This window comes from Polaribacter reichenbachii (assembly GCF_001975665.1).
In the GTDB taxonomy this organism is placed as follows: Bacteria; Bacteroidota; Bacteroidia; order Flavobacteriales; family Flavobacteriaceae; genus Polaribacter; species Polaribacter reichenbachii.
Window position 1 is genome coordinate 432,984 of the sequence record NZ_CP019419.1, and the last position, 16,066, is coordinate 449,049.

The window sequence follows — 16,066 nt, forward strand, 5'->3', positions numbered from 1 at the left end:
TTTTATTGGTTTGTTTTTTAAGAATAATTGAATTTAATTTTAGGCAATAACACTTACACTAAAATATTCTCTGTTACTTTTTGGCCATCTAACATTCTAATAATTCTATGGCTATATTTTGCATCGTGTTCACTGTGAGTTACCATAATAATTGTAGTGCCAGCCTCATTTAAATCGATTAACAAATCCATAACTTCGTTACCATTTGTACTATCTAAATTACCTGTTGGCTCATCTGCTAAAATTAATTTAGGATTATTTACAACTGCTCTTGCAACTGCAACTCTTTGTTGCTGACCACCAGATAATTGTTGCGGAAAATGATTACGTCTATGCATAATCTGCATTTTTTCTAAAACCTCTTCCACTCGTTTTTTTCTTTCTGATGTTTTAACACCTGTATAAATTAAAGGCAGTTCTACATTTTCGAAAACGGTTAATTCATCTATCAAATTAAAGCTCTGAAAAACAAAACCAACATTGTGTTTTCTTAACTGTGCTCGTTTTCTTTCATTATAACCAGCAACCTCTTCTCCATTAAATTTAAAACTACCTGCATCAGGATCATCTAACAAACCTAAAATGTTTAATAAAGTTGATTTCCCACAACCTGAAGGCCCCATAATTGCAACAAACTCTCCTTTTTTTACTTCAAAAGACAACTTATTTAACGCAATAGTTTGTACTTCATCTGTTCTATAAAATTTCTCTAAATTGTTAATTTCTATCATTATTTTTGGCTTTATGCTATTCGCTTTTCGCTATTAGCTTTGGTTTTTTAATTGTAATTTATTTTTACGTCTTTTATGTTATTTCTTTATTCTATTTCCTCTCATCTAAAGTCTACAGTCTAACTACTTCAAAATAATTTGTTCTATTTCGTTGTAAGAATCGTAGCTAGATGTTATTACTTTATCGCCTATATTTAATCCGCTAATAACTTCGTAATATTTTGTGTTTTGACTTCCTAATTGAATATCAACTTTGTAAGCAGAAGCACCATCATCAGATAATTTAAAGATCCAATTACCACCTGTTTTTTGAAAAAACCCTCCAACAGGAATTAACATTGCCTCTTTTTCTGCACTTAAAGCCACTCTAATTTGTAAATTCTGACCTCTTCTAATTCCTTTTGGCACTTCGTTTTCAAAAACCATATCTACTTGAAAACGACCATTTGTAACTTGTGTAAATATCTTTTTTATGACCAAAGTATATTGTTTGTTATTTAGATTAAAAGCTCCTGTTTGTCCTGTATAAATTCTAGAAATATAATGTTCATCAATATCTACCCTTACTTTATAGCCTGTTACCACATCAATTTGCCCTAAACGTTCTCCTTTATTTTTAGATTGACCAATTTCTGCATCTAAAGAAGTTAATTGTCCGTCAATTGGGGCTCTAACAACTAAATCTTCTACTTTTTTTCGCATTAATTTTAAAGCGTTTTGCGTTCTTTGATACGAGTTTTTTGCTTGCTGAATTTCTTGCTTTGTAGCAATAGAATCTTCTTGTAAAATCTCATTTGTCAATTTCATTCTTTGCTTTTGGTAGTTGTAATTGTTTACTGAAGATTCATAATCTTGACGTCCAATTGCACCTTTTTCATATAATTTAGAATTCAAATCGTACAAACGTTTGGCTTCAATTAAATTATTTTCTACATCTGTAAATTGATTTAATCTATTAATTGTATTCTGTCTTGCAGCATTCTGTGAAATTTGCATTTGCGTTAATAAATTATAAACAGATGTTTCTTGGTTTATTAAACTCAATTCTAAATCTGTATTTGCAAGTTTTAAAATAGGCTGTCCTTTTTTCATAATTGCGCCATCTTCTACAAACTTCTCTTCTACTCTACCACCTTCTACAGCATCTAAATAAATAGTTGTTATGGGCAATACAATTCCGCTTACAGGTATATTTTCTTGAAAAACTCCATTTTTTACGGTATTAATTGCAATTCGTTCTTTATTTACAGAAAGTTTTGCGCCACCAGAAGTTGCGTAAATCACATAAATTATCAGCAATAATAGAAGTGTAACACCACCAATCATTAGCAGTTTTGAAGTTGAAAGTTTCTTTTTTTCTATTTTGATGTCCATTTTTACTTATTTATTTCTCTTTCTACATAGACAAGATGATGCCAAAAATAAAAACTACTGATTATCAGTATTTTAATATTTACATCAAAAATAAAAGTGTTCGGTTTTGATACACTTTCTGTTCGGTTTTGATACAAAAAAATCATCTTAATAATTTTCTTTCATCAATTTAAAATCTTGAGTATAAAATTGTAATATTGTAAATATGGTTTTAAAGAGAGCAAAAATATTGGTAATTGATGACGATTTTGATGTGTTAACAGCAATCAGACTTTTGCTAAAACCATTAGTTGCAGAAATTGTAGTTGAGAAAAATCCGAATAATATCAATTTTCAAATTGAAAGTAAAAAGTTCGATTTGATAATTTTAGATATGAATTTTAACGGATTAGTAAATACGGGTAATGAAGGTATTTATTGGTTAAATAAAATAAAACAATTTAACCCAAATATTGCTGTAGTTTTAATGACTGCTTATGCTGATATTGACTTAGCTGTTAAAGGTTTAAAAGAAGGTGCATCTGACTTTTTAATAAAACCTTGGAAGAATGAGAAAATTATTCATACAATAAAATCCATTTTAAAATCAGAAAAAAAACCGAAAGATAATTTTTCTTCAAACAGCATTCCTATAATTGGCGAAAGCGCTGTAATGAAAGATGTTTTTATCAAACTAAAAAAAGTTGGCCCAACAGATGCAAACGTTTTAATTTTAGGTGAAAACGGAACAGGAAAAGATTTAATTGCAAGAGCTTTACACGAAAACTCTAATAGAAAAAACCAACCTTTTATTAAAGTAGATGTTGGTGCATTAACATCAACCTTGTTCGAAAGCGAATTATTTGGTTACAAAAAAGGAGCATTTACAGGAGCAAATGAAGATAGAAAAGGACGTTTTGAAGCTGCAAATGGAGGAACTTTATTTTTAGATGAAATTGGTAATATTTCTTTGGGTCAGCAAGTGCGTTTATTAACGGTTTTACAAAACAGGCAAGTAACCCCTTTAGGTTCTAATAATCCTGTTGCTATAGATATTCGTTTAATTTGTGCCACCAACGAAAATCCTAGTGTTTTAGCTGATGAAAAGAAGTTTCGTAAAGATTTAATTTATAGAATTAATACTTTAGATATTACAATACCTCCACTTAGAGATAGAGGAACTGACATTATTTTACTAGCAAAATATTTTGTGAATTTGTATGAAGAAAAATACAATAAAAGCACTTTTGAGTTTGATGCTGATTTTACTAAAAAACTAAAAAAACATAACTTTCCTGGTAATGTTAGGGAACTGCAATACATTTTAGAAAGAGCTGTAATTATGACTGATGGAAATGTTTTAAATGCAGAAGATTTGGTTTTTTCATCCATAGAAAGAACAGTAGAAAACAATATTCCAGAAACACTAAATTTAGATGATTTAGAAAAAAATGCAATTCTAACTGTTTTAGAAAAACACAATGGAAACATTTCTAAATCTGCCAAAGAACTAGGTATTACTAGAGCTGCACTTTATAGAAGATTAGAAAAGTATGAATTATAAAGGATACATTTTAAAACTATTCTTCAGAATTTTTATACTTATTGCATTAATTCTGGGACTCATTTATTTTAGCTATAAAGATCAAATTACGTATATAATCTTACTTAGTTTTGGTTTAATAATTGCCATTGTAAACTTATATCAATTTATAAAAAGACGTTTTTCTGCTATTGATGATTTTTTTGAATCTGTAAAATACAGAGATTTCTCTAGATGGTTTCCAGAAGATAGAGGCCCTAAAGACATTCGGTTTTTATATAATGGTTTTAATGAAGTGAATAGAACTATCAAAGAAATAAACATTAAAAACGAAACACAATACATCTACCTACAAAAGATTTTAGAAATGATTGATGTTGGAATTATCGCATACAATTTAGAAAATGGCGATGTTTTATGGCTAAATGATATGTTTAAAGAAATTATCGATTTTCCATCATTTAAAAACATTCGTTTTGTTGAAAGCAGAAAACCAGAGCTTTTTAATATTATTTTCGAAACGTATAACAGAGAACCAAATTCTATTACAATTGCCTTACAAAATGAACGTTTAAAAGTTTTAATTTCTGATACCATATTTCAGATTAAAGATGATTCTTTTAAATTAGTTGTGCTTCAAAATATTGACAATACTTTAAATAAAAACGAATCTGAAGCTTGGAAAAAATTATTAAGTGTAATGACACATGAAATAATGAATTCGATTGCGCCTATTTCTTCTTTAGCAGATACTTTACAAAGAAATCTAGAATTAAATATTGAAAATCCTAATGAAAATTCTTTAGAAGTAGAAGATTTAAATGCTGGTATTAAAACGATAAAAAATAGGAGTCAGGGTTTATTAAAATTTGCAAAAACCTACAGAAGTTTAAGTAAAGTAACCAACTTAAATCTTCAAAAAACACAAGTTTCTGAGCTTTTTAATAATATTGAATTGTTAATGGCGCCATCAATAAAAGCTAAAAATATTGATATTCAATTTTCAGTTTCTTCTAAAAGAATACAATTAGATATCGATGTTCATTTAATAGAACAAGTATTGATTAATTTAATCTTAAACGCCAAAGATGCTTGCCAAAAACAACAAAATCCTTTAATTAAAGTTACAGCTTCTCAAACCAAAAACCATAATACAATTATTAAAGTTTTTGATAACGGATCAGGAATACCCAAAGAAATTTTGGAAAATATTTTTGTGCCATTTTTTACAAGTAAATCGACAGGTAGTGGAATTGGTTTAAGTCTTTGTAAACAAATAATGCTGTTGCATAAAGGTAAAATTTTAGTGAACAGTATAGAAAATGAAGGAACCGTTTTTAGCCTTATATTTTAGTCAGTATTATTAAAAAAGTGTTAAAATTAATATTGATTGTAATTTTTTTAAAAAAGAAACGTCTTAATAAGTGATAAGAGTAATCTTATCATTCTTTTTCATAGCAATTTTCCCACTCCTCACTGAGGAGTGGGTTTTTTATTTTTTATATTGGTGTGGATTTTCTCTAATGCCTTTTTTAAAAAACTTTCGAATAGAGCTTCGTAAATTATTATCAATCTTTAAAAACAGATCTTTAACTGTTTCTTTAGGCCTACCTCTAAAAGTTGTTATATGAAAATTATCTTCATATAATAAGGGTTTCTCCGAGAAATAATAATTAGAAACACAACACCTAACATCATCAACCAAAACTTTATTTACAGAATGCCAAGAATTTTGATGTGTTGACATAACAACTAACCTGTTAAACCTACTTTCAATTTCTAATGGTTTATTTTTTACTCCGTTATTCCACAATTCTAAATTTCCACCATTTTCTAATTTCCAATCTGGGCTTACATAATATAAAAGATTTAAAACTCGCCATAACTCTCTATCTTTATTATGAGAATTATCTAGATGTGGACTTAAAAAATTATTTTTTGTCATTAAAGATAAACCTCCAGCATATAAATCTTCATCTGGTAGTATATTTTTAATTTCACATATTTCAGAAATAATTTTTAAAACTGTAGCATCTTGAAATGAATAAATAACTTCTTCTAAAAGCGCATTATATTTGTTCATTTGGTAAGCAATATACTTATTTTCCCTAAGGTTCTTACGTTGTTTAGTTTCAGATAATTTTGGGAAGTTTCTATAAATTTCTAGAACAATATCCTTAGGCAAGAGATCATCAATATAAAAAAAACCAATTTCACATTTTGTCTTTTTAAAATTGCTTTTTAAATATTGCTTCTCTTTGTTTAATCTATCAACTATAAGAGCTGCTATTTCTTTTCTTTTAATCATTTACAATTTTTCTTGATAAAAATTTGGATAGAGCTATAAAATAAAAAAAAGGAACAAAGTACCTTGAGCTTAATTCAGTTTTCAAATTAATTTCCTCCTTATACAGTTCCCACTTTCCGTTTTTAGAAACCCCATCTGAAGTACACTTTGCAATTGTTTTATGAATAACCTTACACTTCGCTTTTCTTTTAAATAAATATAAATTAAACCAATAATCTGATAACGTTTTAAATTTTAAAGGGTATTTTTCATCAATAAACAAGATTTTTTTATAGAAAGTTCCTTGATGATGCAATCCATTTCTCAACCACATTAAAGCAGACCAACTAGGGTTTTTTATTATTTTATTCTTACTGTATACAAAAGGATTTACAACTCCTTGATAACTAATTCTACCTGAAACTAAAAGGCAATTTTCTAAATTGATTTTTCTAAAAACTTCATTTAAAGTGTTATCATCAAAAAAAATATCTTCTGCTCCCATAAAATAAAGCCATTCACCTTTAGATAAAGAAATTCCTTTATTCATTGCATCATAAATTCCTTTATCTACCTCAGAATGAAAAAAAAATGGAGAATTCAAACCATTCAAATACTCTTGAGTTTCATCATTAGAATTACCATCAATAACCCAAACTTCAAAATCTTTAAAGCTTTGGTTTTTAATGCTTTTAATTGTTTTTTTCAACCCATTAAGGTTGTTTAAAACAGGTACAATTATGGATATTTTTGGATTGATAAAATGATATTATTTAAAAAATTTATCTAATTTTTTACTTTCAATTTCCCAACATAAAACTTTTTTTGCTTTTAGCTGATTTTCTTTAATTTTAGATAATAACGCTTTATCTTCTAAAAGATTGTGAATTGTTTTAGCTATTGTTTCTGGCTGATAATCATCAACCAACACACCAACTTTAAAATCACTTATAATTCTTGAAATTTCAGGTAAACGACCAGCAATAATAGGAATTCCTGCATGTATATAATCGAACAATTTGTTAGGTAAAGAAAACTGAAAACTTAAGCCTACTGGTTCTTCTAAAACCATTCCTAAAGTTGCTTGTTTTGTATAATTGAATAATTTATCTCTATCTACTCTCCCTAAAAAATAAACCCTATTATTCAGCTGATGTTTTATCACAAATTTTTTTAATTCTTCTTCTACCTTACCATAACCAATAATAATTAAATCTAAATCTTCAATATATTTCAAGGCTTTTATCATTGGTTTTATTCCTCTGCCAGGATTTAAAACTCCTTGATACAAAATGGTTTTATTTTTAGTAGGGAAACTTACTTCTTCAACTTTTAAAACATCTTTTTTTAATGGAATATTTCTAATTAATCCCATTTTATTTTGATACTTATCATTATAAAAATTAACAATAGATTGACTTACTGTATAGGATTTCTTAATTCTTGGCAAAAAAAAATCTTCTAACTTTCGCCAAAACCCTTTTACGAATTTCCTACCTTGTAATTCTACACTTTCAGAAAATAATTCGTGACTATCATATACTAACTCTATATTTTTTAACTTACTAACAAAAAAACAAGCTGGCAAAGTATCTAAATCATTTGCAAGGATATAATCGTACTTTTTAAATAAAAGATAAAAAAACAAACGAATATTAAACTCAGCATAAAACCAAGCTTCATTATTAAAAAAATGCTTTTTTCTAATAATTTTATAATCTCTATTTACATTAATTGTATTTGGCAAAACTCTTCCATAAACATCTATCTGAAATTTTTTACTGATTAAATAGCTGCAAATTTTATGCACTCTATAATCTGTGGAAATATCATTAGTAACTGCTACAAAAATTTTTTTCTTATCCAATAAAATAAATATTTTAAACTGTTGCTTGTTGCACAACTTCAAACAGTTCTCCTGCTTCTACTTTTAAGGTGTTGTGTTTAAACTTTACAATTAATTGATAATCGTGAGTTGCCATTAAAATGGTTTTTCCGCTTTTATGAATTTCATTTAAAAGCCCCATAACTTCTAACGATGTTTTTGGATCTAAATTTCCTGTAGGCTCATCTGCTAAAATTAATTCTGGGTCGTTTAACAAAGCTCTTGCAATGGCTATTCTTTGCTGTTCACCTCCAGAAAGTTCAAAAGTGTTTTTGTAATATTTAGATTGCATACCAACTTTCTCTAAAACTTCATTTATTTTGGCTTTAATTTCTTCTTTATTTTTCCAGCCAGTTGCCTTTAAAACAAATTCTAAATTCCCGAAAACAGTTCTATCACTTAATAATTTAAAATCTTGAAAAACAATTCCTATTTTTCTTCTTAAAAACGGAATTTCTTTATCCTTTAGGTTTCTTAAATCAAAATCTACAATAGAACCAGTTCCTTTTTGCAGTTTTAAATCTCCATAAAGCGTTTTCATCAAACTACTTTTTCCACTTCCTGTTTTACCAATTAAATAGTAAAAGCCTCCTTTTTGAATCTTTAAATTCACGTTAGATAACACCAAATTATCTCTTTGATAGATGTCTGCATTTTCTAATTGTAAAACTGGTTTTTCCATAAAAATAGTCGTTTTTACAAACTTATTAGTTTCTTATGATTTTAGCATACTAAAATTCAATAATTCTTATTTTTGTAATAAATTATTTTGAATATTTTTTTAGCTTTCATCCAACAAATTAAAAAAATGTTCGTTAATTAGGTTATAACAAAAACAATTGTATGAAATTTAGTTTTAGTATAAAATCTATTTTATCATTTACTTTCTTACTATCAACTTTTGTTGCTTTTTCACAACAATCTATTGCAGAGGCAAGTGTAATTACAGACTTTAACAATGCACTTAAACTTTATAATAATAAAGCATATGCTGCTGCTCAAAAAAACTTCGAAAAAGTACAAACAAATGCCAAAGAAAGTTCTAGTTTAAAAGCAGACGCTTCTTATTATGATGCAATGTGTGCTGTAAAATTAAACCAAACCAATGCAGATGATAAAGTTTTAACTTTTGTTGATGAAAACCCAACAAGCAATAAAAAGAACAAAGCATTTTTTAATGTAGGTAATTACTACTTTGCCAATAAAAAAGCGGCGCACGCTTTAAAATGGTATCAAAAAGTAAATATGGATTTAATTTCTGAGGATAACAGAAAGGAATTAAATTTTAAAATGGGTTATGGTTATTTAGTTGCGAATAGATTAACTTTAGCTAAAGATCGTTTTTTACCGTTAATAAACGATGCTAAATATGGTAATGATTCTAGATATTATTATGGCTACATTGCATATAAACAAGAAGATTATGGCATTGCAGAATCTACCTTAAAAGAAATTGCTGATAACAAATCTTATAAATCAGAAATTTCTTATTATTTATTAGACATCAGTTTTAAAGCTGGGCAATTTGATCGTTGTGTAAAAGTGGGCCCAGAACTTTTAAAAACAGCCAAAAGAAAAGACATTTCTGAAATTTCTAAAATTGTAGGTGAAAGTTATTTTAATTTACAAAAATACGAAGAAGCAATACCTTATTTAAAAGCGTATAAAGGCAAAGCTCGTAAATGGAATAACACAGATTATTATCAATTAGGTTATGCGTATTTTAAACAAAATGATTTTGAAAATGCCATTAGTTATTTTAATAAAATCATTACTCAAAAAAATGAAGTATCACAAAATGCTTACTATCATTTAGCTGAATGTTACTTAAATATTGATAAGAAAAATGAAGCTTTAAATGCATTTAAAACTGCAAGCGAAATGACATTTAGCACTAAAATTCAGCAAGATGCTGCTTTAAATTATGCTAAATTGAGTTACGAAGAAGGTAATCCTTTTGAAAACGTTTCTGATGTTTTACAGAATTATCTAAAAAAGTACCCAAACTCAACTTCTTATAACGAAATTAATGAATTGGTAGTTTCGTCATTTATACATCAACAAGATTATCAAGGTGCTTTAGATTATTTAAAAAAGAAAAAATCGCAAGAAAATTTAATTCTAACTTCAGAAGTTTCTTTATACAGAGGTATTCAGTTGTTCAATCAAAAGAAATTACAACAATCTCTACCATATTTTGCAACTGCTAAAAGTGCAAATGATGCAGAAATTTCTCAAAAAGCAAATTATTGGGAAGCAGAAACTTTGTATCGTTTAGAAAATTATATAGAAGCTTTAGCCAAATTTAAATCAGCAAAAAATAATTTAACATCAATAAACAAAGAAGAATTTTCTTTGATAGATTATAATATTGGTTATACATATTTTAAACTGAAAGAATACGAAAATGCAATTAATGCTTTTAATCGTTTTTCTAAAACTAAAGTTGATGATGAAGTTTTAATTGATGACGCATTTATACGTTTAGGTGATAGTTATTTTGCCTTAAGTAACTACTCAAGTGCCATTAGCAATTACAAAACTGTGGTTGATAAAAATGGTGCTGAAGCAGATTATGCACAATATCAAATTGGTATGAGTTATGGTTTTCAAAACCAAAATGATGCAAAGATTGATGCTTTAACTAAGGTTGTAAATGAGTATAGTAATTCTACTTTAAAAGATGATGCTTTATATCAATTAGCAAATACATACACTAAAATAAAAGACAACAGAAAAGCGCACCAAGCTTACGATCGTTTGTTGGCAAAACACCCAAAAAGTGCTTTTTTACCAAGAGCTTTAGTGCGTCAAGGTTTATTGTATTACAATGAAAATCAGAATAGAAAAGCTTTAGAAAAGTTTAAATTGATGGTGAGTAAATTCCCAAATTCTTCGGATGCTTTAGAGGCTGTAAGAAATGCTAAAAACATTTATGTAGATGAAGATAATTTAGATGGATATGTTGCTTGGACTAAAACTTTACGATTTGTAAATGTTTCTGATAATGAATTAGAAAACTCAACTTTTGCAATTGCAGAACGTAAATACTTTGAGGGTAAAAATGATGGAAGTATTTTAAGTCTAAAAAAATATTTAAGAAATTTCCCAGATGGTAAAAACAGTTTAAAAGCGAATTATTACTTAGCAGATATTTTGTTTAAAGAAGGCTTATTTAATCAAGCAGCAGATAAATACAAAGTTGTTTTAGAAGCTGGCCAAAGTGAATTTAGCGAAGATGTTTTGGCTAAATTATCTCAAATATATTTACAAAAAGAAAATCTTAATGAGGCAATTCCTTTATTAGAAAGATTAGAACTTGAGGCTTATGTTTCAGAAAATATTTTGTTTGCTCAAAGTAATTTAATGAAAGTGTATTCAAAAACAGAGTCTTATTTTTTAGCAATAGAATACGCCGAAAAAATATTGAAAAAAGACAAATTAGATGATAGTTTAGAGTTAGATGCAAAAATTATTATTGCAAGAGCATCTTTCTTAAATCTAGATTTACAAAAAGCGCAAGAATATTATAGTGTTGTAGAGCAAGAAGCAACAGGAGAATTAAAAGCAGAAACCTTGTATTACAATGCCTACTTTAAAAATTTAGAAAACGAGTTTGAAGCATCTACCAAAGTTGTGCAAGAATTAATTGCAAATTATTCTGCTTATAAATATTGGGGAGTAAAAAGTTATGTAATAATGGCTAAAAATTATTACAGCTTAAAAGATGCTTACCAAGCAACATTTATCTTAGAAAACGTAATTAAAAACTTTACGCAGTTTGAGGATATTGTAAAAGAAGCTCAAATAGAACTCGATAAAATAAAAGAAAACGAAGCCAAAACCAATAATTCTATAACTCCACAAAATAAAAATTAATGAAAAAAGGCTTAATCATATTTTTAATTTTCTTTGCATTAATAGGCACAAAAGCGCAACAAACAAAACCTGTTGTTGCAAAAGATACTGTAAAAACTGAGGTTGTAGAAGTAATAACTACTTACAATCCAGAAATTGCAGATGCTAACAAGATTCATAAAAATCCTGTTATAAAACTATCAGACAAAAGCAAAAAGAAAAAACTAACCTATAATATTTTTTCTGCTCCTGTTGCTTCCACTTTTATTCCTAAAAGTGGTGTTGTAAAAGGGATAGATGTAGGTGTAAAAGAACGCATTTACGACAATTATATAGCTGCTGGTTTTGGTAATTTTACATCTCCTTATTTTGAAGCGTATTTGCATAACTACACTCGTTTTGAAAGCGAAATTGGTGTTTCTTTAAAATACCAAGCTTCTTTAGCAAACATAGAAAACACAGATTTAGACAGTGATTTTTCTAACCTTTTAGCAAGTGTTTCTTACGAACAAGAAGAACGTTATTTCGATTGGAAATTTATTTTAAACACAGAATTAAATAATTACAATTGGTATGGTTTACAAGAAAATTCTTTTGCTCCAAGCACCATTCAAAATATAGAAGAAAACCAAGCGTATAAATTTTTTAATGCAACAGGAGAAATAGATTTCTTAGATTCTTATATTGATAAAAGTGTTTTGTCTTTGTCTTATTTTATGGACGATTATAATAGCAGTGAGTTTTTTATCAACCTAAATACAAATTTTGACTTGCCTATCGATTTTATTAGCAGAAGTCTAAATAATTTACAATTAAAAACTTCTTTAGAATTATTAAATGGCGAGTTTAAAAGCAATTACACAAGTGATACAGCTTTAAAATATTCCATTTTTACAGCTAAAGTAAATCCAGAATACAATACCACTTTCAGTGGATTCTCTATAAAATTAGGGGCAAAACTTTTTGGCTCATTTGATGCTGAAAATAATGTAAATAATGTTTTAGTTTATCCAGATGTTAAGATTCAAAAATCGATTATATCAGAAACACTGAATGCTTATGTAGGTGTTTTTGGTGATTTTAAAACCAACACTTACAAGAAATTTACAGAAGAGAATCCTTATGTTTCACCTACTTTATTTATAACTCAAACAGCAGAAAAGTACAATGCTTTTTTAGGTTTTAATGGGGTAATTAATAACGATTTGAGTTTTAACATATCAGCAAGTTATAAAGAAGAGCAAGACAAGGCTTTGTTTATCAGAAATAATTCAAAATCTGATGGTACCAATAACTTTATAAATGGTGTTGTTTTACAAGGTTTTGAATATGGTAATTCTTTTAATTTGGTTTATGATGATGTTAAAACAACATCTTTTTTAGCTGAATTAGAATACGATTTAACCAAAAGAATTACACTTTCTACCAATGTTCAGTTTGATAATTATACAATGACTTCTCAGTTTGAAGCTTGGAATTTACCAACAATTCAGGCTGCTTTTATTGGTAAATACAATAACAATAAATGGTATGCAACCACAAACATTTTTTATATAGGCGATAGAAAAGACGTTATATATGAATCAACTTCTCCATCAGCAGTTAGTGCCATACAAACTTTAGATGCTTTTGTAGATGTAAACCTTAATGGCGGTTATCATTTTAACGATAAATTTTCGGCTTTCTTAAGATTTAACAATATTCTAAACTCAGACTATCAACGTTTTGCTAACTTTAACGTACAAGGTTTTCAAGTATTAGGAGGTGTAACTTACAAGTTCGATTTTTAATTTTACATTTATTAAAGATTAATAAGTATTCTAAAAAAGGTATAAGTTAAAATTACATTTTTCTTATATTTACGCCCTATGCTTTATTACATTATAATCGCTTTTCAGGCTTTTTGTATTTTTCACGTTTATAAAAGTAGAAACGAGACTTATTGGTATTTTGTTATCTTTTTTGTACCTGTAATTGGTTCTATAGTTTATCTATTTATGCACATTTTAAATGGATCTAATTTAAGAAACTTAACAGATGCTGTAGATACCGCCCTAAATCCTACAAAAAAGATTAAAGAATTAGAAAAAAGATTAAGTTTTTCTGAAACCTATCAAAATCTAATTGATTTAGGAGATGCTCATAGAGATAATAAAGATTTTGCATTAGCAATACCTTATTATGAAAAAGCTTTAGAGGGGAATTACAAAAACAATCCTCATACATTAAATAAAGCTGTAAAATGCTATTTTGAATTAAAGGATTATAACAAAGTAAAAGCTTACGCAAATAAAATAGACTTAGACAAATCGTTTAGAAGTTCTATTTATATTTACGCTATTTCATTAGAAAAATGTGGCGATTTTGAAGAAGCAGAACATCAATTTAGAAAAATTGACAAAAGGTATTCTAATTACCCAGAAAGATTAGAACTTTCTAAATTTCTAATTAGAAGAGAGAAAAAAAACGATGCTAAAATTGTTTTAGATGAAATAATTACTGAAATAAACAACATGATAGAAGTAAATCAACGAAAATACAGATACATCTATCAAGAGTCTAGAAAATTATTAAAGGAAACTTAATTCCTGCTTAAATTCACATCACATGAAAAAAATTATAATTTTATTATCCCTTTCTTTTTTAATTTTTTCTTGTAATCAGAAAACTGATAAAAAAGAGAATCCTAAGTTACTTTCTAAAGCAGAAAAAACAGATTCTACTCATATTAAAACCATATTTAATTCTGCTTTAACAGAAGGTAAATCTTATGAATGGTTAAGAGATTTAACAACAAATATTGGTGGTAGATTATCAGGCTCTCCAGAAGCCCAAAAAGCTGTTGAATGGGGAGAAAAATTAATGAAAGAAGTAGGTTTAGATTCTGTATGGTTGCAACCTGTAATGGTACCTCATTGGGTTCGTGGTGAAAAAGAAGTAGCCACTTACACTACAAACGGAATTCAGAAAAATGTACCAATTTGCGCTTTAGGTTTTTCTGTTGCAACTCCAAATTCTGGAGTTTTAGCAGAAGTTATTGAGGTAAAAAGTTTAGAAGAAGCCAAAGCTTTAGGCAGTAAAATGGAAGGCAAAATTGTTTTTTTTAATCGCCCTTTCGATGATACATTAATTAACACTTTTAAAGCTTATGGAGGTTGTGTAGATCAACGAGTAAGAGGTGCTGCAATTTGTGGTGAGTTTGGTGCAAAAGGTGTAATTGTACGTTCTATGACTAATTCTATTGATGATTATCCGCATACAGGGACAATGAGTTATGGAGATTTACCAACAGAAAAACACATACCAACAGCTGCTATTAGTAGTAAAGCTGCCAATATTTTAAGTGACGATTTACAAAAAAATCCTAATTTAAAATTCTACTTTAAACAAAGTTGTAAAACGTTACCAGATGCACCTTCTTTTAATGTAGTTGGTGAAATTAAAGGTGCAGAAACACCAGAAAATATTTTTGTTGTTGGTGGTCATCTAGATTCTTGGGATTTAGGTGAAGGTGCTCATGATGATGGTACAGGTATTGTACAATCTTTAGAAGTTGCCTATTTGTTTAAAAAGAACAACATTAAACCAAAAAACACCATTAGAATTGTATTTTTTATGAACGAAGAAAATGGTACAAGAGGTGCTAAAAAATATGCTGAATTAGCTACTTTACATAAAGAAAATCATATTGGAGGATTAGAATCTGATGCTGGTGGACATACACCTAGAGGTTTTTCTATAGATGCGAATAGTGTAAATACAAAGTTATTACAAAGTTGGAAAAAATTACTATCTCCTTATGGTTTACACGATTTAGACAAAGGTGGTTCTGGTGCAGATATTAGCCCATTAAAAGGCGAAAATGTAACTTTAGTAGGTTACAGACCAGATTCGCAACGTTATTTCGATTATCATCATACAAGCAGAGATACTTTTGATAAAGTTAATAAACGTGAACTAGTTTTAGGTAGTGCATCTATGGCTAGTATTGTTTATCTAATGGATAAATATTTATATTCAAATTCACCCCTAAAACCCTAAAACTTATTGAAAACTATTGTTCTAATATTAAAAATATTTTATAGCATCCTTTTCTGCTTTGCAGGAATTATGCACATCATAAAACCCAACATCTTCAAGCACTTTATTCCGGAATTATTTCCTAAAAATTTAGTGAATTATATTGTTGGGTTCGTTGAGTTTATTTTAGGATTAGGACTCTACTTTACATCAACAGTAAAATATGCATCATTAGGTATTTTTATTTTACTCGTTTTATTATTACCCATTCATATTTGGGATGCAAACAAAAAAAGACCTGCCATAGGTTCAAAGAAATTAGCAATCATAAGAATTCCCCTTCAATTTCTATTGATGTATGGAATATATTTTGTGTATATTCACTAATT

General features: G+C 28.0%; 13 protein-coding genes. 7 read left to right on the plus strand and 6 right to left on the minus strand.

Annotation, left to right across the window (positions count from 1 at the left end; translation table 11 throughout):
• Window positions 1-53: 53 nt before the first annotated feature.
• On the minus strand, window positions 54-731 hold the full coding sequence (locus BW723_RS01935; RefSeq protein ID WP_068363072.1) for an ABC transporter ATP-binding protein: 678 nt from the start codon (window positions 729-731) through the stop codon (window positions 54-56).
• A 123-nt stretch (window positions 732-854) separates the two neighbouring features.
• The gene (locus BW723_RS01940) at window positions 855-2,105 is read right to left on the minus strand and encodes an efflux RND transporter periplasmic adaptor subunit (RefSeq protein WP_068363069.1); all 1,251 of its coding nucleotides are present in this window, start codon (window positions 2,103-2,105) and stop codon (window positions 855-857) included.
• Window positions 2,106-2,310: 205 nt separating this feature from the next.
• Between BW723_RS01940 and BW723_RS01945 the strand changes: the two genes are divergently transcribed.
• Entirely contained in the window at window positions 2,311-3,648 is a 1,338-nt protein-coding gene (locus BW723_RS01945) for a sigma-54-dependent transcriptional regulator (protein WP_068363066.1), read from the plus strand.
• A complete protein-coding gene (locus BW723_RS01950) occupies window positions 3,638-4,981 on the plus strand; it encodes a sensor histidine kinase (RefSeq protein WP_068363063.1) in 1,344 nt (447 codons plus the stop codon). The genes BW723_RS01945 and BW723_RS01950 overlap by 11 nt, the downstream gene beginning before the upstream one ends.
• 138 nt (window positions 4,982-5,119) lie before the next feature.
• On the opposite strand, the gene BW723_RS01955 is transcribed toward BW723_RS01950, so the two are convergent.
• From BW723_RS01955 to BW723_RS01970, 4 genes are read right to left on the minus strand one after another with little or no spacing between them, the layout of a single operon-like run.
• Entirely contained in the window at window positions 5,120-5,935 is an 816-nt protein-coding gene (locus BW723_RS01955; protein ID WP_175335420.1) for a 2OG-Fe(II) oxygenase, read from the minus strand.
• Window positions 5,928-6,623: a glycosyltransferase gene (locus BW723_RS01960; RefSeq protein WP_068363060.1), complete on the minus strand. Its 696-nt coding sequence runs from the start codon at window positions 6,621-6,623 to the stop codon at window positions 5,928-5,930. The genes BW723_RS01955 and BW723_RS01960 overlap by 8 nt, the downstream gene beginning before the upstream one ends.
• 60 nt (window positions 6,624-6,683) lie before the next feature.
• The gene (locus tag BW723_RS01965; RefSeq protein ID WP_068363057.1) at window positions 6,684-7,781 is read right to left on the minus strand and encodes a glycosyltransferase; all 1,098 of its coding nucleotides are present in this window, start codon (window positions 7,779-7,781) and stop codon (window positions 6,684-6,686) included.
• A 13-nt stretch (window positions 7,782-7,794) separates the two neighbouring features.
• A complete protein-coding gene (locus BW723_RS01970; protein ID WP_068363054.1) occupies window positions 7,795-8,481 on the minus strand; it encodes a cell division ATP-binding protein FtsE in 687 nt (228 codons plus the stop codon).
• 161 nt (window positions 8,482-8,642) lie between these two features.
• On the opposite strand from BW723_RS01970, the gene BW723_RS01975 reads away from it, so the two are divergent.
• The 5 genes from BW723_RS01975 (at window position 8,643) to BW723_RS01995 (ending at window position 16,064) form a co-directional block, all read left to right on the plus strand.
• Window positions 8,643-11,678 carry a tetratricopeptide repeat protein gene (locus BW723_RS01975; protein ID WP_083139838.1) on the plus strand — a complete coding sequence of 1,012 codons (3,036 nt, stop codon included), beginning with the start codon at window positions 8,643-8,645 and terminating at the stop codon, window positions 11,676-11,678.
• On the plus strand, window positions 11,678-13,447 hold the full coding sequence (locus BW723_RS01980) for a TonB-dependent receptor (protein ID WP_068363051.1): 1,770 nt from the start codon (window positions 11,678-11,680) through the stop codon (window positions 13,445-13,447). The genes BW723_RS01975 and BW723_RS01980 overlap by 1 nt, the downstream gene beginning before the upstream one ends.
• Before the next feature lie 78 nt (window positions 13,448-13,525).
• The gene (locus tag BW723_RS01985) at window positions 13,526-14,242 is read left to right on the plus strand and encodes a hypothetical protein (protein WP_068363047.1); all 717 of its coding nucleotides are present in this window, start codon (window positions 13,526-13,528) and stop codon (window positions 14,240-14,242) included.
• A 22-nt stretch (window positions 14,243-14,264) separates the two neighbouring features.
• On the plus strand, window positions 14,265-15,698 hold the full coding sequence (locus BW723_RS01990) for a M20/M25/M40 family metallo-hydrolase (RefSeq protein WP_068363044.1): 1,434 nt from the start codon (window positions 14,265-14,267) through the stop codon (window positions 15,696-15,698).
• A gap of 69 nt (window positions 15,699-15,767) precedes the next feature.
• Window positions 15,768-16,064: a DoxX family protein gene (locus tag BW723_RS01995; protein ID WP_227431562.1), complete on the plus strand. Its 297-nt coding sequence runs from the start codon at window positions 15,768-15,770 to the stop codon at window positions 16,062-16,064.
• Window positions 16,065-16,066: the final 2 nt, after the last annotated feature.